Consider the following 22,244-nt stretch of genomic DNA (forward strand, 5'->3'; position numbering starts at 1 on the left):
CCCCACGATAGACTCAGAGCAACGCCCCAATTCGGGCATCCGGCAAGGCACAAGAAACAGCGTTTCTTGCGCTTTGACGAATCCCCAATCCCGACTCCCGCTAAACTGCTCCCCATGCAGACCACCACCTTCCGCACCGCCACAGTCGACGATATCGACGCCCTCGTTTCGCTGGTGACTTCCGCCTATCGCGGCGATGTCAGCCGCGTTGGCTGGACCACCGAAGCCGACTTCCTCGACGGCGCACGAATCGATCCCACCGTGCTGCGCGAAGACCTGTTGCGTGACCGCAGCCTGGTGCTGCTGGTCGAACAAGACGGGCGACTGCTGGCCTGCGCGCATATCGCCGACGACCACGGCGCCGGGTATTTCGGCATGTTTGCCGTCGACCCGTCGCTGCAAGGCAGCGGGCTCGGCAAGACGCTGTTGGCCGAAGCCGAACGCATCGCTTTCAGCGAGTGGCAGCTTCCGGTGATGCGTATGACGGTGATCGACATCCGCGATGAGCTGATCGCCTTTTACGAGCGACGCGGCTATCGCCGCACCGGCATCACCAAGCCGTTTCCGTATGGCGACGTGCGTTTCGGCGTGCCGCTGCGCCAGGACCTGCGCTTCGAGGTACTGGAAAAACCGCTCGGCGGCGCAGCGCTGTGAGCGAGAACTGGACCTTCGTCTGCGCCAGCGAGGCGCTGCTGCCCGGCGAATTGCAGACCGTCTGGGACGAGGTGACCGACGCCCCGATCGTGGTCTTCAACCTCGACGGCGAGCTGTATGCGCTGGAAGACCGCTGCAGCCACGAAGACTACGAGTTGTCGCCCGGGACGTTCGACCCGGCGGCCGGCACCATCGAATGCCTGCTGCACAGCGCCCGCTTCGATATCCGCGACGGCCGCCCGTTGTGCGCACCCGCCTACACCGCCGTGCCCAAATTTCCGGTCAAGCGCGAACACGGCGGCATCTGGGCACGCGACGACCGCTGAGAGCGATTAGATCAGTGAGTGCGGCAGGTCGGCTGTGGCTGTGATCGTGGCGTGGCTTTGGCCGTAGAAGCCAAGGTCAAAAAGCCTAGGGAGTCGAGCGCGCGGTGCCCTCGCCGCTCGCGGGACACGCCGTGAACCCGTCCCTGGGGGCTCGGTGGCGGCATCCATGCCGCCACACGGTCCCGCAATCGGCGAGGACACCGCACCAGAAAGTCTGCTGGTTGCTTTGTTGAAAGCCATGAAAACCGACCATCTCGACTGGTCCTTGCCCGCTCACCGTCGCGGGACCTTACGCGGCATGGATGCCGCGTAAGAGCCTACACGGACGTACTTGCGGCGTGTCCTGCGATGGTGGGCGGGCAAGGGCCCTGCAGCCAAGCGCAGATCAGCTGCTAATGCGGCGGTCATCGCTGCTACACGAAAGTACTCGCGGCGTGTCCCGCGATGGTGGGCGGGCAAGGGCCCTGCAGCGAAGTGGCAGATTAGCGGCCAGCAGACAGGCGTGAAGTAGGTTCGTCCGCCAATTGTAGTTTGGTCCGCCAATTCAATAGCGCACAAACCTTGCTGCCACAACGCTTCAGGCAGCGGGAACCACGGCGCGACGTCGGCCGAAGACAAAGATTGCAAAGAAGAATGATTTGCATTTAAGATCGCAGCCCTTCAGGCCTTCTTAACAACTGGCCTGCCCTGCGATCCCATGCGCCCAGCTCTGCCAGACCGTTTTCTCCTGCGTTCGCCCCGCCTGCGCCCTTCCGCGCGGCGCCTTGACGTGTGCGACATCGGGTCATGCCAGCACATCGCATCGGGCTAGCCGGCGCGCACTGTCGATCCACCTTTTTTAATCCTCACCCCATCCCCGCATCCGCCGAGCCATCGCCAGGCCGGAGCCTCGCTTTCCTCTTCGAGACACCTCATGACTCCCAGGATTTCCCCGCTCACCTCGGCCGTGCTGCTGACGCTGTCCGCTCCTGCCTTCGCCCAGCCTGGCGATGCGCCGGCACCTCCGGGCGCGGTGGATCTGGATGCCATCCGGGTGCAGCAGGAACGCGCGCAAAAACCATCCTCGCCCAAGTACACCGAGGCCCTGCGCGACACGCCGCAGACGATCACCGTGGTCACCAAGCAGACCATGGACCAGCAGAACCTGCTGTCGCTGCGCGATGTGCTCAGCACCCTGCCCGGCATCACCTTCGGCGCCGGCGAAGGCGGCGGTGGCTATGGCGACAGCATCAACCTGCGCGGCTTCACCGCCAGCAGCGACATCACCACCGATGGCGTGCGCGACAGCGCGCAGTACAGCCGCAGCGACACCTTCAACCTGGAAGCGGTGGAGCTGATCAACGGCGCCAACTCGGCGATGTCCGGCGCCGGCTCGGTTGGCGGCAACATCAATCTGGTCACCAAGACCGCCGGCCAGGGCGACTTCACCAACGTCGTGGTCGGTGGCGGCAGCGACCGCTATGGCCGGCTGACCGCCGACAGCAATTACGACTTCGAAAACGGCACCGCGGTGCGCCTGAACGCGATGGGCCACACCCAGGACGTGCCGGGGCGCGATGAGGAGTTCCGTCATCGCTGGGGCTTTGCGCCGTCGGTGGCGTTTGGCCTGGGCTCGGATACCCGCTTCACCCTGAGCTACCTGCACCAGCACGACAACAACCTGCCGCAGTACGGCGTGCCGTTCGCACTCAGCCCGTTCAACGACGGCCCGCTGCCGGGCGTGGACCCGGAAACCTTCTTCGGTTACCGCAATACCTCGCGTCAGGAAATCGACGTGGACATGCTGACCGGCGTGCTGGAAATGGATTTCGACGACAACGTCAAACTGCGCAGCCTGGCGCGCGTGCAGCGCGTCGACCAGACCACCAATGCCACCGCACCGCAGGGCACCTGGTGCCTGCCCAACGGCACCGACCCGTACACCGGCCGCGCCTGCGTCGGCCAGCCGGCGGCCAGTTGGAACCCCAACAGCGGCCCGCGTGGCCTGGTCCGCGAGACGGAAAACTTCATCGCGCACAGCCAGACCGACCTGACAGCCACCCTGCACACCGGCGCGATCGAGCATCGCTTGGTGGCCGGCGTGGCCTTCAGTAAGGAAGACTTCGAGCTCAATAGCGGTTCGATCTTCCGCAACGCCGATGGCTCCACCACCGGCATCACCTATCCGCTGCAGTCGTTCGACAATCCGTACAACATCTGGACCGGCCCGCAGAACTACTTCCGTACCGGCCGCAGCAAGGGCAGCCTGACCAATCAGGCGGTGTATCTGTTCGACACGCTGCAGTTCAACGAGCAGTGGATGCTCAACCTGGGCGGCCGCTACGAGCACAACGAAGGCGACAGCACCACCTACACCGTCAACGCCGCCGGCGATGTCACTGGTGTGACCCCGGGCTTCCCGGCCGGCAGCGAGGAGGACCTGTTCTCCTATCGCGCCGGTCTGGTGTTCAAGCCGGTCGAGAACGCCAGCCTGTATCTGTCCTACGCCAACAGCAAGACGCCGTCCAAGGCCTCGGTCAACGGCTCGTGCACGCCGATCGCCACCGCCACGGCCGGCGCCAACTGCAATGTCGAGCCGGAAAGCGCGGTCAACATCGAACTGGGCGGCAAGTGGGACGTGTTGAACGAGCGTCTGGCGCTCACCGCGGCGGTGTTCCGCAACGAGCGCGAAAACTACAAGGTCAACAGCGGCGACCCGCTGATCCCCGAGCAGGTGCTGGACGGCAAGGCCCGTGTGGACGGCATCGCGCTGGGCGCGGCCGGCTACCTGACCGAGCGCTGGTCGATCTTCGCCAACTACACCTTCCTCGATAGCGAAGTGCTGCAGAGCGTGTCCAACCGCACCGAAAGCCTCACCGGCGATCCCATCGCCGGGCGCGAGCTGGTGCAGACGCCGCGCAATGCCGGCAACATCTGGACCACCTATCAGCTCAACCAATGGACCTTCGGCTACGGCGTCACCTACCAAGGCGGCTTCTATCCGAATAATTCCTCGGCGGCCGGCTACGTCAAGACCGACGATTACTGGGTGCACCGCGCGATGGTCGGCCTGCGCGTCAACGACTGGCTCAGCCTACAGTTGAACGTCAACAACCTGTTCGACGAGGAGTACTACACCAGCATCCGCAACAACCTCACCGTCAACGCGGCAGGCACTGTCACTGCCGGCAATGGCTGGGCGCTGCCGGGCGATGGTCGCTCGGCGGTGTTGAGCGCCACCTTTAGTTTCTAAGCCTCCGGCACGTCGCCCGCACAGTGCGGGCGGCGTGGAGATCTGCGCATGTTGCTGCCCATTCCCGATGTCCTCACTCCCGCGCAACTCAGCGAGTTGCGTGCGCGGCTGGATGCGGCCGACTGGGCAGACGGCCGCATCACCGCCGGCCATCAGTCGGCGCAGGCCAAGGACAACGCGCAATTGCCCGAAGACAGCGCCATCGCACGCGACGCCAGCGCGCTGGTGCTGGAGGCGCTGGCGCGCAGCAGCACGTTCTTCTCGGCGGTGTTGCCACGGCGCATCTATCCGCCATTGTTCAATCGCTACAGCGGCGGGCAATCGTTCGGGTATCACGTCGACAACGCGATCCGCTACGACCGTAGTCGCGGCGGCGCAGACCCTGTGCGCACCGACGTTTCCGCCACGCTGTTTCTCAGCGACCCGGACAGCTACGACGGCGGCGAGCTGGTGATCGAAGACACCTACGGCACGCAATCGGTAAAGCTACCGGCCGGGCACCTGGTGATCTATCCCGGCACCAGCCTGCATCGGGTGATGCCGGTGACCCGCGGCACCCGCGTGGCGTGTTTTTTCTGGACCCAAAGCATGCTGCGCGACGATGCGCAGCGCCGCCTGTTGTTCGAGCTGGATGTCTCGATCCGCCGGCTGACGCAAGACACCCCCGGCCATCCCTCGCTGATCCAGCTCACTGGCGTGTATCACAACCTGTTGCGGCAATGGGCCGATGTCTGAGCCCGCACTGGATACCGCGCAGCTGATCGACCTGCTGCGCACGCAACCCGATCAAGCGGCGGCACTGCTGCGCAAGGCCGCTGCGCGCCAGGATGTGGATGCACAGCTGCTGCTCGCGCAGATGTACGCCGAAGGTCGCGGCGTCGCGGCCGATCCGGCCATGGCGATGCTGTGGTACGAAGTCGCCGCCAACGCCGGGCATGCGGAAGCGATGAATCAGCTGGGGCGTTGCCATGAACTGGGCTTCGGCACCGCGTGCAACATCGTATTGGCCGCGCTGTGGTATCGCCGCGCCGCCGAGCACGGGCTCGATTGGGGCATGTACAACCTCGCGCATCTATATGGCTCGGGACGTGGCTTGGCGCAGGACCACGCGCAGGCGTTGGCGCTGTACCGCACTGCTGCCGAGCGCGGGCATGCCAAATCGATGAACTTTCTGGCGCGTTATCTCGACCAGGGCCTGGCCTGCGATGCCGATCCAATCGCTGCGCGCGACTGGTATCGCCGCTCTGCCGAAGCAGGCGATTTTCGCGGCCAGGCCAGTTACGCCACCTTGCTGGCAGATGGTGGCGACCTCGATCAGGCCGAATACTGGATGCGACGTGCGATCGCAGGCGGGCATGCCGGCTTTCTGCAACAACTCACACCGCTGCTGGCGAGTGCGCGCCATCCACGCTTGCAGGCATTGCTGAGCGAAATCGCTGCACGGCAAGTGCTGCTGCAGGTATCCGCCGCAGCGAATGCGGCCTGAGCGCAGCATGTCGACCTCCAACGACACCATGGCCACCACCCAGCAACGTCGCGGTTTCTGGCTGCGCATGCTGCATCAATGGCACTGGATCAGTTCGGCGCTATGCCTGATCGGCATGCTGCTGTTTACCCTCACCGGGCTGACCTTGAATCACGCCGCGCGCATCGAAGCCAGCCCTTCGACCGAACACCGCACGCTCACGCTGCCGCCTGCCTTGCTCAAGACTTTGGGCAACCGGCAGGACGGCAATGCACCGCTGCCGCCGCGGGTGGCGCAATGGCTGGGGCGCGAACTGGATATCAGCGTCGGCACACGCAGCGGCGAATGGTCGGCCGACGAGGTGTATGTCGCGTTGCCACGGCCAGGTGGCGATGCGTGGTTGAGCCTTGACCGCAGCACCGGCGCGATCGAGTACGAACGCACCGGACGTGGCGCAATCGCCTATCTCAACGATCTGCACAAGGGACGCAATGCGGGGCCGGCCTGGGGCTGGTTCATCGACGTGTTCGCCATCGCCTGCCTGGTGTTCTGCATCACCGGGCTGTTCCTGCTGCACCTGCATGCGCGCCAGCGCCGCATGACCTGGCCGCTGGTCGGCCTGGGTCTGCTGATTCCGCTGCTGCTCGCCCTGCTGTTGATCCACTGACTTTTTCCCACCGGAGACGATCATGCGCGCCACCCTGACCATCGCCCTGAGCGGCCTGCTCGCCATGCCGGCGTATGCGGCCACGCTCGACATCAATGTCGAAATCCCCAAGCTCAACGTCGCCGAATATCACCGCCCGTACGTGGCGATCTGGCTGGAAGGTGCAGACCAGAAAGTCGCTGCCAATCTGTCGGTCTGGTATCAATCCAAGGACACCGCCGAAGGCCACGGCACCAAGTGGTTGCCGGATCTGCGCCAGTGGTGGCGCAAGAGCGGTCGCACGCTGGATGTGCCGGTCGATGGCGTCACCGGCCCCACCCGTCCGGCCGGCGCGCATGCGTTGTCGTTCACCGATACCAAGGGTGCGCTGAAGTCGCTGCCGGCCGGCCAGTACACGCTGGTAGTGGAAGCCGCGCGCGAAGTGGGCGGACGCGAATTGGTCAAGGTGCCTTTCACCTGGCCGGCGACGACTTCGCAAACCGCAAAGGCCAGCGGCAGCAGCGAGCTCGGTGCCGTCAGCCTGGTCGCAAAGCCTTGAGCGTTGCGCTGTTGTTGGCAGCCGCACAGAGCGTGCGCTGCAAGTAACGGCGCACGCGCGCTTCATCGCTTTGGCAAAGACATATCGCTTCCCACGCATCCACGCAGCGCCGTACCCTCGCGCTGATCAGACACGTGATTCACCGTCCTCATCGTCCTTCAAGGAGTTGTCATGAAACGTTCTCTCGTCCTGATCGCCATGCTCGCCGCACTGCCGGTCAGTGCACTCGCCCACAAGGCCTGGTTGCTGCCGTCGCAGACCGTCATCGCCGGTGAAGCGCCGTGGATCACGGTGGATGCAGCGGTCTCCAACGACCTGTTCTACTTCAATCACGTGCCGCTGCGCCTGGATAACTTGAGCATTACCGCCCCGGATGGCAGCGCGCTCAAGCCGGAAACTCCGGCCACTGGCAAGTACCGCAGCGTGTTCGACCTGCAACTCACCCAGCCCGGCACCTACAAGCTCAGCATCGTCAACGCCGGCCTGTTCGCCAACTGGAAAGAAGACGGCAAGCCCAAGCGCTGGCGCGGCGACGAAGCCCGCTTCGCCACCGAGGTGCCGAAGAATGCTCAGGATTTGCAGGTCTCGCAGTCCTTCAATCGCGTGGAAACCTTCGTCACCCGCGGTGCGCCCACCACCACGGTCTTCAAGCCCAGCGGCAAGGGCATCGAGTTGATCCCGGTGACCCATCCCAACGATCTGGTCGTCGGCGAAGCGGCGCAGTTCACGCTGCAACTGGATGGCAAGCCGGCGGCTGGGCTGGAGATCGAAATCGTGCGCGGCGGCACCCGCTATCGCGATGCGCAGAACGAGATCAAGCTGAAGACCGATGCCAAGGGCGGCTTCAGCGTGACCTGGCCGGAAGCCGGCATGTACTGGCTGGAAACCACCACCGAAGACAAGAAAACCTCGCTGCCGCAAGCCAAACAGCGTCGTCTGGGTTACGTCGCCACGCTGGAAGTGCTGCCGCAGTAATCCGCACGCATGCGGCAGGGCTGCACCCATCGTGCATCCTGCCGCGCCGCCTTCATAAGATTTCTCCATGCCTGCATCGTCTTCCGCCGACCACGCCATCGCCACCCTCGGCGGCCGCAGCATGGGCACCACCTGGAGCGTGAAACTGATTGCGCCGCGCGGGCGCGATCTGCATCCGTTGCATGCCTGCATCCAGGCCGCACTCGATCGGGTGGTCGCGCAGATGAGCACCTGGGAAGCGGATTCGGATATCAGCCGCTACAACCGCGCGGCTGCGGGTCAGTGGCAAACCCTACCTGATGAATTCCATACCGTGCTGAGCGCAGCGCTGCAGATCGCACAAGCCAGCAATGGTGCCTTCGACCCCACGGTCGGCCCGATGGTCGAGCTGTGGGGCTTCGGTGCCTCGGGCGGGCGACGGCAAGTGCCTGCAGCCGATCAGATCGCCTTGGCCAGCGCACGCTGCGGCTGGCAACGTCTGCAACTGGACGGCATGCGCGTGCGGCAGCCCGGCGCACTGGCGCTGGATCTATCCGGCATTGCAAAGGGATTCGGTGTGGACTGCGTGCATCGCGCGTTGCTGCGGGCCGACATCGACAGTGCATTGATCGAAGTGGGCGGCGAACTGTTCGGCTACGGACGCAAGCCCGATGGCAGTGCGTGGCGCGTGCTGGTCGAATCCGCACCCGACGAAGACGCCGGTGCTGCATTGCCGCCACGTGTGCTGTCGCTGGACGGACTGGCGGTCGCCACGTCCGGCGATCGTTGGCACCGCTTCGATGCCGGCGGCATCCGCTATGCGCACACCTTCGACCCACGCATCGGCACGCCCGTTCCGCATGCGCCTGCAGCGGTGACCGTGCTCGCACGCAATGCGATGCAGGCCGATGCCTGGGCCACTGCGATGACCGTGCTTGGCGTCGATGCCGGTCTTGCCTATGCACGCACTGCAGCGTTGGCCGTGCGTTTTCTTACGCGCAAGGACGGCGTTCTGCTTGAATCCATGAGTCCGGCCTTCGAGCAGCAGTTGGCTGCGTCATGACCGCCAATAACCTCCGCGTGTGGCTTGGCAACGGGCTGGTTCTGCTTGCCCTTGCAGCCATCGTCGGCTGGCTGGGCGGCTTGCATGCTGGTGCATGGTGGAGCGCACCAACCCCGCATCGCTGGCAGCTGGCAGGTCTTGGGCTGACGCTCTACCTGGGCCTGTGCACGGTCGTGCTGTTGCGTGCACGCCGGCGCGTGGGCGCACGGCGCGCAGACGCCAGCGGCGTGCTGATCGTCTGGGCAAGCCAGACCGGATTTGCGCGTGAACTGGCCGAACGCAGCGTGGCCGCGCTGCAGTCGGCAGGCGTGGGTGCGTACGCACTGCCACTGGATGCTGTCGATGTCGATCAACTCACGCGTGTGCCGCGGCTGCTGTGCATCGTCAGCACCACCGGCGAAGGCGATGCACCCGATCATGCGCAAGCAGCCGAGCGCGATTGGCTGGCCGGTGATGCGCAGGATCTGAAGGCCGTGCAGTACGCCGTGCTGGCGCTGGGTGACCGTGGCTATACGCAATTTTGCGCATTTGGCCGACGCATCGACGATCGCCTGCAGGCACGCGGCGCCACCCGTTTGTTCCAACGCATCGAGGTCGACAACGCCGACCCGCGCGCCTTGCAGCAATGGCAACGGCGTCTGGCAGAGCTGGCGCCAGCACTTGCGACACAACCCGACTGGAGCCTGCCGGCCTACACCGCCTGGCAGCTACACGAGCGTGTCCACGTCAATCCCGGCAGTGCGGGCGCACCGATTTACCGACTGCGTTTGACGCCCAGCGATGGCCTGTTGCCGCAATGGAGCGCAGGCGATATCGCGGAGATCGTTCCGCACAACGCACCGAATGCGGTGGAGTCCTGGCTGCAACGCAACCAGCGCGATGGTGCCCAGTGCTTTGACGACCGCACACTGCGCGAATGGCTCAGCGGCGTGCAACTTCCCGTCGATGTCGATGTCGATGTCGATGTCGATGTGGGTGCCATTGCCGGCCCCGGCCCAAGTGCTGGTGCTGGCACCGATGCCGATGCCGATGCCAAAGTCAAAATCGGCCCAGGTACTGACACAGTCACAGCCACTGATACAGGTGCAGCTACAAGCACAACTTCATCGCTAGACGCAGATGCATTGGTGCGCCGTCTTGCCGCCCTACCCCATCGCGACTATTCGCTCGCATCCATTCCCGAAGAAGGCCACGTCGAACTGCTGGTGCGCGAGCACCGGCATGCCGACGGCAGCCTGGGCCTAGGTAGTGGTTGGCTCTGCATCCACACACGCATCGGCACGTCCATTGCGCTGCGCCTGCGCAGCAACTCCGGCTTCCACCCGCCTGCGCCCGAACAACCAATGCTGCTGATTGGCAACGGCACCGGCATCGCCGGACTGCGCGCCCATCTGCGCGCCCGTATCGCAGCCGGTGCACGCCGCAACTGGCTGCTGTTCGGCGAACGCAATGCCGCCCACGACGCGCTCTATGCCGACGAGCTGCAGCAGTGGCAACGCGATGGCTGGATCGACCGTCTGGATCTGGTGTACTCGCGCGATCAACAACAGTCAGTGCGCTACGTACAACACGCACTGGCCGCTTCCGCAGACCACCTACGTCTGTGGGTCGATCAAGGCGCCTGTATCTACGTTTGCGGCAGCCTGCGCGGCATGGCACCCGAAGTCGACCAGACGCTTGAGTCAATCCTTGGCACCGATGTAAGACAAGACCTGCTGCGCAAAGGGCGCTATCGCCGCGACGTGTATTGAAGGTGGCTAACACCACCTGACGAACGGCCATCAACGGAGTATCCGTCGATGTCCTAGATGTCCAGAATGAATGCTGCCCGGAACCGCGAGTAGCGTTGGTTGGCACTAAGAGCGGCTAACAAAACGTCAAAGTCTGGTTGATCGAGGGCGCGGTGACCTCGCCGCTCGCGGGACACGCCGTGAACCCGTCCCTGGGGGCTCGGTGGCGGCATCCATGCCGCCACACGGTCCCGCAATCGGCGAGGACACCGCACCATAGAGTTGGTCGGTAGTTGGGTAAAAGCCTGCCTATTGATCGCGTTGCGTTTTGCGTTGCGAAGCTGATCGGCCGCGGCGCTATCCGAACAACGCACCTCATGCATTGCTTGCATCTTGCACACCGACCATCTCCACTGGTCCTTGCCCGCCCACCCTCGCGGGACCTTACGCGGCATGGATGCCGCGTAAGAGCCTACACGAACGTACTTGCGGCGTGTCCCGCGAGGGTGGGCGGGCAAGGGCCCTGCAACCAAGTGGAAGATCAACCGCTCTGCAACTGATCTATCCGCACTGTCCAATCACTTCCACACCAAGCGGCATTTCAAATAGCCATGCACACCGACCATCTCGACAGGTCCTTGCCCGCTCACCGTCGTGGGACCTTACGCGGCATGGATGCCGCGTAAGAGCCTACAGGGACGTACTTGCGGCGTGTCCCGCGACGGTGGGCGGGCAAGGGCCCTTCAGCCAAGCGGCAAATCAGCGGCTCCGCAATAGACCGGCCTGAAGTAGTTTTGTCAGCCGCTCTCAAACCAGAACTCGACCAATACACGGACACTGCGTGATCGCACGCACGACCGACAACTAAACCGGACTCACCCTGATCGCCAGCAATTCGCCACCGCCATCGAGCACATAGCGGGTGCGCGTGGAGGCACTGAGCCAGGCAGTATCTCCGGCCACAATAGGTGGCAAGCCGCTATCGCGTCCAAAGCTGGCCTGACCGGCGAGCAGATGGATCGCCCACGCGCTGCCCAGATCTGCAAAGAACAGCATGGTGCCGACCAGCGGACGATGCAGCAGCTCGGCCTGCAATACATCGCGCCGCCACATCAGGTTGAAATCCTGGGTCGGCCCGTCGAGCAGCGTTGCACTGACCGCTTCTTCGCCAGCGAATCGGACGCGTTGGTAGGGCGGCAGCAAGTCGTAGCTGCGCTCACTGCTGCCGGGCGCATCGGTGCCGCCGTCGGCGCCTACATCATGGCCGCCGCGGTCCGCGCCGCTGCCGTCGTTGCTACCGCCGCCATCGCCTTTATTGCCACTGCCACTATTACTGTTATTGCTACTGCCAGTGCCGGTGACACTCGCACCATCGCCAAACCGTAGCCGCATGCCATTGCCATGCAACAACACCAGTTCGCGATCGATGCCTGGGAAAGCAGAAAACACCGCATCCTGCTCGATCTCGGCGATCGACAAGCGCAGCGACCACGCGTCGGCATCGCCGAGGCGCAGGATCTCGCGCGTCCAGCCCAGTTGGTTGCGCCATCGCTCGCGCCGGTAGTCGGTGGCCGGAATCACCCGGCTGCTCAGGTCTGTCAGCTGCATTGGCGCATTGTGCCCCAAGCGTTGCGCTGGGACCGTCATGTGTGGCCAACGTGCCGCTGCGTTATGCGCATGAGCGGTACACGCATAGCGGCCTTTACCTCACGCTAGATGCTGTGACTTACGCTTCATGCCCTGACTGGCGCCTCATGCTGCAACCGCCACTTCCCTGCAGTCATCTACGCATGTGTGCGCTCGCAACTCATGCGACCCCAAAACGAAAAACGCCCGGCTGCACATCCAAGTGCAACACCGGGCGATTCCACGTCCTTGTCGGCTTCCAGCCATCCCCCGGACATCCTGTCCAGTTAGGTTGCGGCCACGCATCCTCGCGTCGAACCGTATCTAGGATCCCTTCCCCTTAACGCCGTCCCACCGGTTTCACCGCCGCCCCCTTGGCAGCCTTCTTGGCGGGAGCCATCGTGGCTCCTACTTCGATCAGGTCTCGATTCCGTTCGACCGTCTTGAGTCCGATGCCCTTGACCAGTGCCAGTTCCTCGGCACTTTTGAAGGGACCGTTTGCCTGACGGTGCTCGACGATTGCCTCGGCTTTTGATCGCCCGACATTCGTCAGCACCTTGTCCAATTCCTCAGCAGACGCGGTGTTGATATCGACCTTGTCGAGTGCATACGCATTCGAGGACAACAACAACGCCAGTAGCAGGGACTTCAGGACTACGGTAAATGACTTCATTGCAACGCTCCTTGTGGCTTGGGTGATGGTCCTAGCCAGCATTCCTGCCGGCGGAGCCAGTGTCCCGCGCCACATGCAGCAATCCTATCGCCAACGAACTTTTCACACAGCAGGTGAACTGCGCGCCGCCTTGTAGGGAAATACCTACCCCCTCCCCTCGCAAAGGCGGCCAGCAGGCCCCGGCGTAGAATGTGCCGCTACGTCACGTATTCGGAGTCTCCATGGACAGCGCCAAGATCGACCAATTCATCAGCGACACGTGGGACCGCGAGATCGTCCCGCAATTGGTCGATTACATCCGCATCCCCAATAAATCGCCGATGTTCGACGCCGACTGGGTTGCGCATGGCTACATGGAGCAGGCGGTCACCCTGATGGAAACCTGGGCGCGGGCGCAGGCGATCGACGGCATGCAGGTCGAGGTGGTGCGCCTGGAAGGCCGCACGCCGTTGATCTTCATCGAAATTCCGGCCACCGGCGCCGAATCGGGCGACGACACCGTGCTGCTGTACGGCCACCTGGACAAGCAGCCGGAAATGACCGGCTGGGACGCCGACCTTGGCCCGTGGGAGCCGGTGCTGCGCGACGACAAGTTGTACGGGCGCGGTGGCGCCGATGACGGTTACGCGATCTTCGGTTCGTTGGCGGCGGTGCTGGCGCTGCGCACCCAGGGGCTGCCGCATGCGCGTTGCGTGGTGCTGATCGAAGCCTGCGAGGAATCCGGCAGCTACGACCTGCCGGCGTATGTCGACCATCTGGCCGAGCGCATCGGCAAGCCGTCGCTGGTGGTGTGCCTGGATTCGGGCTGCGGCAACTATGAGCAGCTGTGGTGCACCACCTCGCTGCGCGGCCTGACCGGCGGCAACCTGAGCGTGAAGGTGCTGGAGGAGGGCGTGCACTCGGGCGATGCCTCCGGCGTGGTGCCGTCCAGCTTCCGCTTGCTGCGCCAGCTGCTCTCGCGCATCGAGGACGAAGCCAGCGGCCGCATCCTGCTGGAAGGCCTGCATGTGGAGGTGCCGGCCGAGCGACTGACCCAGGCCAAAGCCGCAGCGGCGACGCTGGATACGGCCATCTTCGACAAATTCCCGATGGTCGAGGGCCTGGTACCGATGCATGACGACCTCACCGAACTGGTATTGAACCGCACCTGGCGCCCGGCGCTGTCGATCACCGGTGTGGACGGCATGCCGCCGCTGGCCTCGGCCGGCAATGTGCTACGTCCGCAGACCGCAGTGAAGCTGTCGCTGCGTCTGCCGCCGACTGCCGATGGCAAAACCTGTGGCGAACTGCTCAAGGAAGCGCTGCTGCGCGACCCGCCCAACGGCGCGCAGGTGACGCTGGAACTGGAAAAGGCATCGTCCGGCTGGAATGCGCCCGAGATGGCGCCGTGGCTGGAAAAAGCCATCGACGACGCCAGCCTGGCGTTCTTCGACAAGCCGGCCATGTACATGGGCGAAGGCGGCTCGATCCCGTTCATGGGCATGCTTGGCGAGAAGTTCCCCGGCGCGCAGTTCATGATCACCGGCGTGCTCGGCCCGCATTCCAACGCACATGGCCCGAATGAGTTCCTGCACATCCCGATGGGCAAGCGCATGACCGCCTGCGTGGCCAAGGTGATTGCCGAGCATCACGCCGCCTGCCTGCGCGGCGAGACCAGCGGCTCGCCGGTGGCTGCCGACAGCGGTACCCGTCACGGCGGGCATGGCTGCTGCTGAGTTAGCGGTTTAGCCGACGCATGCCATCGGCGTGCGCTGAGCGATGGAAGTGCTAGATCGCACTGAGTGAGGGGTCGTACGCAGGGGCGTGGGTCGTTTGGCTGAGTGGTTCTTACGCATCGCCTTGCTGCGTACCCTCACCCCAACCCCTCTCCCGGTGGGAGAGGGGCTTGAAGCTTGCTCTTAGTGAAGTGCTAGTCTGCCGATCCCACTTACCTCAGTGCCTGCGATGAACAATCTCTTCGGTAGCGACAGCTGGCTTTACATCATTCTGGTCGGTTTCGTGGTCGGGTTGCTGGCCCGTTTCATTACGCCGGGCACGCAGCGCCTGGGTTGCCTGTTGACCATCGTGCTGGGCATTGCCGGTGCGGTGGTCGCCAGCTGGTTCGGGCGCTACATGGGCTGGTACCACGCCGGCGAACCGGCCGGCTTTCTCGGTGCATTGCTGGGTGCGATCGCGATCCTGGCACTGCTGCGCCTGTTCAGCGGCAGCAAGCGTTGATCGACCCGCCGCCACTCTGACGTGGCGGCGCCTCACTTCACGACACAGCAGTTACTCATGACGTCATCGTTGCTTCCCGATACCGCGCGCGATGCGCTCCGTCTGCAATGGGCGCGGCACACGTTGAACGATCCGCAGGTCACCCTGCAACGCGCGTCGGTCGATGCGGGATTTCGCAGTTATTGGCGTACCCAAGGGAGCGGCATGGATCGCATCCTGATGGATGCGCCACCCGAGCTGGAAAATGTGGCGCCGTGGTTGCGCATGCATGCACTGCTCGACGAGCACGGCGTGCGGGTGCCGCTAGTGCTTGCGCAAGATCTTGAAACCGGATTCTTGCTATTGGAAGACCTGGGCGTACCGACGCTGGCACAGGTACTGACCGACGCAAATGCCGACGCGTTGCTGGATGACGCGATTGATCAGTTGTTGCTGCTGCAGCGCATTCCACCGCCCGCCGACAGCGGTGTATTCGGCGAGGCGCTGCTGCAACGCGATGCCGGCTTGTTCGAAGAATGGTTTCTCGGTCGCCATCTGGGGCTGCAGCTGGGCTGCGAGCACGCTGAGCAACTGCAACTGGTGCAGCGCCGTTTGATGGACAACGCACTGGCGCAGCCGCGCGTGTTCACCCATCGCGATTTCATGCCGCGCAATCTGATGCCGGTCAGCAATGGACCGGCGGTGCTGGATTTTCAGGACTGCGTGATCGGCCCGATCGCCTACGACCCGATCAGTCTGTTCAAGGACACCTCGGTCAGTTGGCCGATCGCACGCGTGGATAGTTGGCTGCAGCGCTATCACGCACGTGCCCTAGCGGCCGGATTACCGGTGCCGCCGCTGGCGCACTTCCTGCGCGATGCGGACTGGATGGGCGTGCAGCGGCACCTGAAGAATCTGGGCATCTTTTCGCGCCTGAGCCATCGCGACGGCAAAAATTGGTATCTGGATAACGTGCCGCGCTTCATCGCCTATCTGGACGACGTGCTGCCGCGCTACAGCGAACTGGCGCCGCTGATCGGGCTACTGGAAGACCTGGTCAAACCTGCCTTGGCGGCACGCTCCACACAGGCCGGCGCATGAAGGCCCTGATCTTCGCGGCCGGATTTGGCGAGCGCATGCGCCCGCTCACCGAACGCACGCCCAAGCCGTTGTTGAAGGTCGGCGGCACGCCGCTGATCGTCTGGCATCTGCACAAGTTGGCCGCGCTGGGCGTAGACGAGGTAGTGATCAATACCTCGTGGTTGGCCGAGCAATTTCCGCAAGTACTGGGCGACGGCAGTGCGTTCGGGCTGCGCCTGACCTATTCCTTTGAGGGCGCCACACCGCTGGAGACAGGTGGCGGCATGCTGCATGCGTTGCCGTTGCTGGGCGATGCGCCGTTTCTGTTGGTCAATGGCGATATCTGGACCGACTTCGATTTCGCGCGGCTGTCGAGCGCGCCGGCAGGACTGGCGCAACTGGTGCTGGTCGATCAACCTGCGTATGCGGCGCGAGCGGATTTCGCGTTGCAGGCTGATGGCAAGGTCAGCGCCGATCTGCCTGCAACCCACACTTACGCCGGCATCGGTGTCTATCGGCCTGCACTGCTACGCGATTGGCAATCGGTCATCGGCCAGCTACCAGAGCAGACCGGCACAGCACCGCGGTTTGCGCTGGCACCGATCCTGCGCGCGCAGATGGCGGCAGGTTTGATCGACGGACTCCACCATCCGGGACGCTGGACCGATGTGGGCACACCGCAGCGGTTGGCGGAACTGGATGCGGAACTGCTGCACGACGGCAGCTAATCGCACCATACACCTGCAAAAATCCGCAATCGAGAGCGGCTGACAAAACCTCTTGAAGGTTGTATCGATGGCGGCAACGTGTTGGCCGCGGAGATTTCAAGTCGTCGCGGCGTTTAGGGCGTTTAAAGCTAGTCGGTCGAGTGCGCGGTGCCCTCGCCGCTCACGGGACACGCCGTGAATCCGTCCGTGGAGGCTCGGTGGCGGCATCCATGCCGCCACACGGTCCCGCAATCGGCGAGGACACCGCACCAGAAAGTGAGTCGGTTACTCTCTTGGAAGCCTGCCTGTTGATCTCGTTGCGTTGCGAAGCTGATCGGACGCGGCATTATTCAAACAGCACCCGTCATGCCTTGCTTGCAACCATGCGCACCGACCATCTCGACTGGTCCTTGCCCGCTCACCGTCGCGGGACCTTACGCGGCATGGATGCCGCGTAAGAGCCTACACGGACGTACTTGCGGCGTGTCCCGCGATGGTGGGCGGGCAAGGGCCTTGCAGACAAACCGCAGATCAGCCGCTCTGCAACCGACGCATCAACACCGTTCAATCAGCTCACAGCAACAAAGATAGCGACTTATGTTGTTTAGACGCATTCAACCGCTGCAAGTCAAAAACATGGTCAGTCGAGCGCGCGGTGCCCTCGCCGCTTGCGGGACACGCTGTGAATCCGTCCGTGGAGGCTCGGTGGCGGCATCCATGCAGCCACACGGTCCCACAAGCGGCGAGGACACCGCACCAGAAAGTTGGTCGGTGGTTGGATGAAAGCCTGCCTGTTGCTCTGACTGCATTGACATGCGCACCGACCATCTCCACTGGTCCTTGCCCGCCCACCGTCGCGGGACCTTACGCGGCATGGATGCCGCGTAAGAGCCTACATGGACGTACTTGCGGCGTGTCCCGCGACGGTGGGCGGGCAAGGGCCCTGCAGCCAAACACCAGATCAGCCGCTCTGAAACTGATATATCAGTAGTGTTCAAGACCCCTCGGAACACGCGGTAAACGCAGTCGTTTAGTAGCCGTTCTAAGACCCACGACCCTCAAGCACCCGCCGCAAAAACGGCACAGTGATACGGCGCTTGGCAGCCAGCGATTCGCGATCCAGCCGATCCAGCAAGGCCACCAGCCCGGCCAGTTCGCGTTCGCTATGGGTCAGCAGCCAGTCGATTGCCGCTTCGTCCAATGCCAGCCCGCGCCGTTGCGCACGATCGCGCAATACCGCAGCACGCCCCGCATCGTCGAGCACCGGCAGGCTGATGCGAATGCATTGCGACAGCCGCGAGCGCAGATCCGGCAGTACCAACGCCAGGCCATCGGGCATCTGCCGCGCGGTGTACAGCAGCGTCGTGCCGGCAGCGCGCGCACGGTTGTGGAAATCGAACAAAGCCACTTCGTCGTCGCGCTGCCCGGCAATGGTGTCCAGACCATCCAGCACGACCAGGCTACGCCCTTCCAGTGCTTCGAGCGCATCGCGCAATCGACCTGCCGCCGCATGCAGCGGCAGATAGGCCGAAGCGCGGCCGGCCTGCTCGGCCGCCGCGCACAGCGACAACGCCAAATGCGTCTTGCCGGTGCCGGCGGGGCCAGCCAGATACAGCCAGTCGCTCACCTGCCCCGCAGCCAAGGCCTGCAATTGCGCGAGTAACCCCTCGGGCGCGGCGATGTAACTATCGAAGCGCTGATCCGGCGGCGCGCGCAACGCCAGTGGCAACTGCGGAACACTCACAACCGATCTGCGTCCTTGCCGGGTTCGACGATCACGCTGCGCTCGGTAGTACCCGATTGCAGCACGATGCCGGCGCGCTCGCCTGCGTACAGATCGCTGTGGGTGTACTGCTCATGTGCGTAGCGCAGCAACACGTTGGCCACCGCTGCCACCGGCAGCGCCAGCAGCATGCCGAGGAAGCCGAACAACTGGCCGCCCGCCATCACTGCGAAGATCACCGCCACCGGATGCAGGCCGATCTTGTCGCCGACGATACGCGGGGTCAGCACATAGCTTTCCAGTAACTGGCCGACCGTGAACACCACGCCCACGCCGATCAGCAACTTCAGATCCAGACCCTGTGCCTGCACCACTGCTGCCAGCAAGGCGAGCACGATGCCGGTGGTGGCGCCCAGATACGGAATGAAGCTGATGAAGCCGGCAATAATGCCGATCAGCAGGCCCAGATTGAGCCCGATGATGGACAGGCCGGTGGCGTAGATCACGCCCAGCGCCAGCATCACCAGGAACTGGCCGCGGATGAAGCCGCCGAGCACGTCGTTGGATTCGAGCGCCAGCCGGCTAACGGTGCCGATGTAGGCACGCGGGATGACCGCCGCCACGCGCTCGACCAGGCGGTCCCAGTCGCGCAGGAAGTAGAACGCCAGGATCGGCAGCAACGCCAGGTTGATCACCCAGGTCACCATCGCAAAGCCCGAGCGCTGCACGTAACCGAAGAACGTCTTGGCGGCACCGCCGGCCTGCTCCCAATGGCTGCGGATCCAGTCGATCAGACGCTCCGGGTCCAGCCAGCCCATCAGCTCCACACCAGTCTTGGCTTCCAGCCACGGAATCGCGGTACTGATCGCCCAGGTGCGCATCTGCGGCAGCGCGTCGATCAAGGTCATGATCTGGCGCTCGATCATCGGCACCAGAATCATCAGCGCCAGCACGAACAGCAGCAGCGCCAGCACGAACACCAACGACACCGCCATGTTGCGCGAGCGCCCGGCACGCTCGATACGGTCCACCAGCGGGTCGCCCAGCCAGGCCAGCAGCAACGCCAGCACGAATGGTGTCAGGATCGGCGACAGCAGCGAGACCACCCACAGCACGCCGACAATCACCGCCACCCACTTTAGGCGGCGCAGGAACAGGGCAATTTCGGCTTCGGGAGTCAAAGTCATTTCAGGCGGTACTCGGCGTGCTCGTTTTCGAGAATGATCGGGCCCTCGGTCGGTACCGACACCGGTACCAACGGGCTGTTGTCGCCGAGCATACGGTTGAGGCCGGAAATGCCCGTGAGCAATTCCAGATCCACTTCCATGCGGTCGCCGTTGGCGCTGACCGGGCGGATGCTGCGCACCACCGACACGCCCTGCAGCGCGGCCGAGACACGCAAGTAATCGTCGGCGCTGGTGATACCGGTGATCACCGCGCGATAGACGCCGGGCACGCCCGAGTCCACCCGCTTGGCATAGCGCTTGACCAAGGCATCAGCCGCACCGTCGGCACCGGCGGCCATCGCGCGTCGCGCGTCGCCATCGTTGCTGGTCCAGCTGGACAGCACGTTGCCGTTGTCGACGAACACCCAGTCGGCAGTCCAACCGGCGTCGGTGCGGTAGAGCTTGCCGATCAGCTGCATCGGCGGGCTGTATTTGGCCGATGCGCGCGACACCGCAGCGGTGTCCTTGCGCCAGATCGCGCCGGCCAGTGCCTGCTCGGCGGCCGCGCCACTGGGCAGGCCGAGCCGGTAGCCACGCTCGATGGCCCGGTCCAGCACGCTGCGCGCGGCATTGGCCTGGGTCACGCTGACCAGACGCGGACCGCTGCCGTCGTCGATGGCCAACCACAGCACCGGCTTGGGACGCGGCAGCGGCCACACCGGCAAGCCAAGTGCCGCGATCAGACTGTCCACATCGGTTTGCCGGAAGCGCGCCACCAGGGTGGTACGGAAGGTCGGCGCACCGGTGCGCGAGGTGCCCTGATCCTGGCGGTAATCGTAGTGTTCGACGTAGTTGGGCGCATTGCGCAGCGCCTGCGACACCCCGGGGCGGCTCATCGCACCGCGATCACCGGAGACCTTGCCCAGTACCGCGCCCAGCGCGCGCGCCAGGGCACCGGGGCGATCGGACTCGCTCTGGCTATTGACCGGTACCTCGGCATCGTAGGCACTTTGCGCCTTGGCGACATCGCCTTCGGTACGCAGATCGGCCTGTGCGAAGGCCGGCAGCACGGGCGCGGCGACCACGAGGGCGAGAAAGAAAGCGAGACTGCGGCGCATCGACGGTTCCATGACTTAAGCGTATCCGGGTGAATTGTTGCCCGAATGGGACGCCAGCGCCAACGTGGCTGCTAAAATCGCCGCCTTTACAGCCGAGCCCTCCCCGCCCGTGACCAGCCCAACGCCTTCCAATCCCTCGCCCATGACCTACCGTGAGGCAGGTGTCGACATCGATGCCGGCAACGCGTTGGTCGAACGCATCAAGCCGCTGGTCAAGCGCAGCTTCCGGCCGGAGGTGATGGGTGGCCTGGGCGGTTTTGGCGCCTTGTTCGACCTGTCGGGCAAGTACAAGGAGCCGGTGCTGGTGTCCGGCACCGATGGCGTCGGCACCAAGCTCAAGCTGGCGCAGCAGCTGGGCCGGCACGACACCATCGGCATCGACCTGGTCGGCATGTGCGTCAACGACGTGCTGGTGCAGGGCGCCGAGCCGCTGTTCTTTCTGGACTACTTCGCCACCGGCAAGCTGGACGTGGACACCGCCGCAGCCGTGGTCGGGGGCATTGCGCTCGGCTGCGAGCTGTCCGGCTGCGCCCTGATCGGCGGCGAAACCGCCGAGATGCCCGACATGTATCCGCCGGGCGAATACGACCTGGCCGGCTTCACCGTGGGCGCGGTGGAAAAATCGCAGTTGCTGGATGGCGCGCAGGTACGTGCAGGCGACGTGCTGATCGGCATTGCCTCTTCGGGCCCGCATTCCAACGGCTATTCGCTGATCCGCAAGATCTACGAGCGCGCCGGCGCCCCGGCCGAGCTGGTGCTGGAGGATGGCGTCAAGCTGATCGATGCGCTGATGGCGCCGACCGCGCTGTACGTCAAGCCGATCCTGGCGCTGCTCAAGTCGCACGGCCAGACGATCCACGCCATGGCGCACATCACTGGCGGCGGGCTGACCGAAAACATCATCCGGGTGATTCCCGATGGTCTGGGCCTGGACATCGATGCAAAGGCCTGGACGCTGCCGCCGGTATTCGCCTGGCTGCAGCGCGAAGGCGCGGTGGCCGATGCGGAAATGTGGCGCACCTTCAACTGCGGGATTGGCTTCGTGCTGATCGCCGCGCCCGAGCAGGCCGCCGCGCTGGAGCAGGCGCTGGATGCGCAGTCGCTGGCGCATTGGCGCATTGGCCAGGTAGTGACGGCGCAGGGCGATGAGCGCGTGCGGATCGGTTAATCCAGGAGACTGCATGGACGCTTCCTCACTCACTCGGCAGTTCCTGCTCCTTCCTGCCATCGGCACCGTGCTCGACGTATTTAAGCCGGTAGTGCTGCTGCGTCCGCAGGTCAGGGCACTGTTCGTGCCTGTCACCGCTGCAGCGTGACACGCACTGC

At 64.3% G+C, this 22,244-nt stretch carries 21 protein-coding genes and 2 pseudogenes; 16 read left to right on the forward strand and 7 right to left on the reverse strand.

Annotation, left to right across the window (positions count from 1 at the left end; translation table 11 throughout):
- The first annotated feature begins 114 nt into the window (after positions 1-114).
- Together NMB96_RS21795 and NMB96_RS21800 are read left to right on the forward strand one after the other, a co-directional pair.
- Positions 115-654 (forward strand): GNAT family N-acetyltransferase, encoded by a 540-nt coding sequence (locus NMB96_RS21795; RefSeq protein ID WP_255085694.1) that lies wholly within the window; start codon positions 115-117, stop codon positions 652-654.
- Complete coding sequence (locus NMB96_RS21800) at positions 651-980, forward strand: non-heme iron oxygenase ferredoxin subunit (RefSeq protein WP_255085695.1); 330 nt, start codon at positions 651-653, stop codon at positions 978-980. The genes NMB96_RS21795 and NMB96_RS21800 overlap by 4 nt, the downstream gene beginning before the upstream one ends.
- A 92-nt stretch (positions 981-1,072) precedes the next feature.
- Here NMB96_RS21800 and NMB96_RS21805 read toward each other — a convergent pair.
- A pseudogene (locus NMB96_RS21805) lies at positions 1,073-1,269 on the reverse strand (hypothetical protein); the annotation flags it as partial.
- A gap of 624 nt (positions 1,270-1,893) precedes the next feature.
- Between NMB96_RS21805 and NMB96_RS21810 the strand changes: the two are divergent.
- The 8 genes from NMB96_RS21810 to NMB96_RS21845 all read left to right on the forward strand — a co-directional run bounded on the left by NMB96_RS21810 (position 1,894) and on the right by NMB96_RS21845 (position 10,650).
- Positions 1,894-4,212 carry a TonB-dependent receptor gene (locus NMB96_RS21810; protein ID WP_255085696.1) on the forward strand — a complete coding sequence of 773 codons (2,319 nt, stop codon included), beginning with the start codon at positions 1,894-1,896 and terminating at the stop codon, positions 4,210-4,212.
- A gap of 48 nt (positions 4,213-4,260) precedes the next feature.
- A complete protein-coding gene (locus NMB96_RS21815) occupies positions 4,261-4,947 on the forward strand; it encodes a Fe2+-dependent dioxygenase (RefSeq protein WP_023903338.1) in 687 nt (228 codons plus the stop codon).
- A complete protein-coding gene (locus tag NMB96_RS21820) occupies positions 4,940-5,698 on the forward strand; it encodes a tetratricopeptide repeat protein (protein ID WP_023903339.1) in 759 nt (252 codons plus the stop codon). The genes NMB96_RS21815 and NMB96_RS21820 overlap by 8 nt, the downstream gene beginning before the upstream one ends.
- A 7-nt stretch (positions 5,699-5,705) precedes the next feature.
- Positions 5,706-6,344, forward strand: coding sequence for a PepSY-associated TM helix domain-containing protein (locus NMB96_RS21825; RefSeq protein WP_255085697.1), 639 nt, complete (start codon positions 5,706-5,708; stop codon positions 6,342-6,344).
- Between the two features lie 22 nt (positions 6,345-6,366).
- Positions 6,367-6,882: a DUF2271 domain-containing protein gene (locus NMB96_RS21830; protein ID WP_023903341.1), complete on the forward strand. Its 516-nt coding sequence runs from the start codon at positions 6,367-6,369 to the stop codon at positions 6,880-6,882.
- Positions 6,883-7,053: 171 nt separating this feature from the next.
- Complete coding sequence (locus NMB96_RS21835) at positions 7,054-7,857, forward strand: DUF4198 domain-containing protein (protein WP_023903343.1); 804 nt, start codon at positions 7,054-7,056, stop codon at positions 7,855-7,857.
- A 67-nt stretch (positions 7,858-7,924) separates the two neighbouring features.
- Complete coding sequence (locus NMB96_RS21840; RefSeq protein ID WP_255085698.1) at positions 7,925-8,899, forward strand: FAD:protein FMN transferase; 975 nt, start codon at positions 7,925-7,927, stop codon at positions 8,897-8,899.
- Positions 8,896-10,650: a flavodoxin domain-containing protein gene (locus NMB96_RS21845; RefSeq protein WP_255085699.1), complete on the forward strand. Its 1,755-nt coding sequence runs from the start codon at positions 8,896-8,898 to the stop codon at positions 10,648-10,650. Before NMB96_RS21840 ends, NMB96_RS21845 begins: the two co-directional genes overlap by 4 nt.
- Positions 10,651-11,493: 843 nt before the next feature.
- Here the strand turns inward: NMB96_RS21845 and NMB96_RS21850 are convergent.
- Together NMB96_RS21850 and NMB96_RS21855 are read right to left on the reverse strand one after the other, a co-directional pair.
- Positions 11,494-12,237, reverse strand: coding sequence for a HutD/Ves family protein (locus NMB96_RS21850; RefSeq protein ID WP_023905408.1), 744 nt, complete (start codon positions 12,235-12,237; stop codon positions 11,494-11,496).
- A gap of 358 nt (positions 12,238-12,595) precedes the next feature.
- Complete coding sequence (locus NMB96_RS21855) at positions 12,596-12,970, reverse strand: ComEA family DNA-binding protein (protein ID WP_006452365.1); 375 nt, start codon at positions 12,968-12,970, stop codon at positions 12,596-12,598.
- A 179-nt stretch (positions 12,971-13,149) separates the two neighbouring features.
- Between NMB96_RS21855 and NMB96_RS21860 the strand changes: the two genes are divergently transcribed.
- From NMB96_RS21860 to murU, 4 genes are all read left to right on the forward strand, one after another.
- The gene (locus NMB96_RS21860; RefSeq protein WP_023905410.1) at positions 13,150-14,643 is read left to right on the forward strand and encodes a M20 family metallopeptidase; all 1,494 of its coding nucleotides are present in this window, start codon (positions 13,150-13,152) and stop codon (positions 14,641-14,643) included.
- A 229-nt stretch (positions 14,644-14,872) separates the two neighbouring features.
- Positions 14,873-15,145 carry a GlsB/YeaQ/YmgE family stress response membrane protein gene (locus NMB96_RS21865; protein WP_006452367.1) on the forward strand — a complete coding sequence of 91 codons (273 nt, stop codon included), beginning with the start codon at positions 14,873-14,875 and terminating at the stop codon, positions 15,143-15,145.
- Positions 15,146-15,202: 57 nt separating this feature from the next.
- The gene (locus NMB96_RS21870; RefSeq protein ID WP_023905411.1) at positions 15,203-16,225 is read left to right on the forward strand and encodes an aminoglycoside phosphotransferase family protein; all 1,023 of its coding nucleotides are present in this window, start codon (positions 15,203-15,205) and stop codon (positions 16,223-16,225) included.
- Complete coding sequence (gene murU / locus NMB96_RS21875) at positions 16,222-16,932, forward strand: N-acetylmuramate alpha-1-phosphate uridylyltransferase MurU (RefSeq protein ID WP_255085702.1); 711 nt, start codon at positions 16,222-16,224, stop codon at positions 16,930-16,932. Before NMB96_RS21870 ends, murU begins: the two co-directional genes overlap by 4 nt.
- 619 nt (positions 16,933-17,551) lie before the next feature.
- Here the strand turns inward: murU and NMB96_RS23645 are convergent.
- The 4 genes and pseudogenes from NMB96_RS23645 to NMB96_RS21890 form a co-directional block, all read right to left on the reverse strand.
- A pseudogene (locus tag NMB96_RS23645) lies at positions 17,552-17,775 on the reverse strand (hypothetical protein); the annotation flags it as partial.
- 178 nt (positions 17,776-17,953) lie between these two features.
- Positions 17,954-18,655, reverse strand: coding sequence for a DnaA regulatory inactivator Hda (hda, locus tag NMB96_RS21880; protein ID WP_115040589.1), 702 nt, complete (start codon positions 18,653-18,655; stop codon positions 17,954-17,956).
- The gene (locus tag NMB96_RS21885) at positions 18,652-19,821 is read right to left on the reverse strand and encodes an AI-2E family transporter (RefSeq protein ID WP_023904621.1); all 1,170 of its coding nucleotides are present in this window, start codon (positions 19,819-19,821) and stop codon (positions 18,652-18,654) included. Before NMB96_RS21885 ends, hda begins: the two co-directional genes overlap by 4 nt.
- The gene (locus NMB96_RS21890; RefSeq protein ID WP_255085704.1) at positions 19,818-20,930 is read right to left on the reverse strand and encodes a DUF2066 domain-containing protein; all 1,113 of its coding nucleotides are present in this window, start codon (positions 20,928-20,930) and stop codon (positions 19,818-19,820) included. Before NMB96_RS21890 ends, NMB96_RS21885 begins: the two co-directional genes overlap by 4 nt.
- Positions 20,931-20,952: 22 nt before the next feature.
- On the opposite strand from NMB96_RS21890, the gene purM reads away from it, so the two are divergent.
- Both purM and NMB96_RS21900 read left to right on the forward strand, forming a co-directional pair.
- Positions 20,953-22,086 carry a phosphoribosylformylglycinamidine cyclo-ligase gene (gene purM, locus NMB96_RS21895; RefSeq protein ID WP_255085705.1) on the forward strand — a complete coding sequence of 378 codons (1,134 nt, stop codon included), beginning with the start codon at positions 20,953-20,955 and terminating at the stop codon, positions 22,084-22,086.
- Positions 22,087-22,099: 13 nt separating this feature from the next.
- Positions 22,100-22,234, forward strand: a complete 135-nt coding sequence (locus NMB96_RS21900) for a hypothetical protein (protein ID WP_023904624.1) — start codon at positions 22,100-22,102, stop codon at positions 22,232-22,234.
- Positions 22,235-22,244 lie beyond the last annotated feature (10 nt).

This window comes from Xanthomonas hortorum (genome assembly GCF_024339125.1).
GTDB lineage: Bacteria > Pseudomonadota > Gammaproteobacteria > Xanthomonadales > Xanthomonadaceae > Xanthomonas > Xanthomonas hortorum.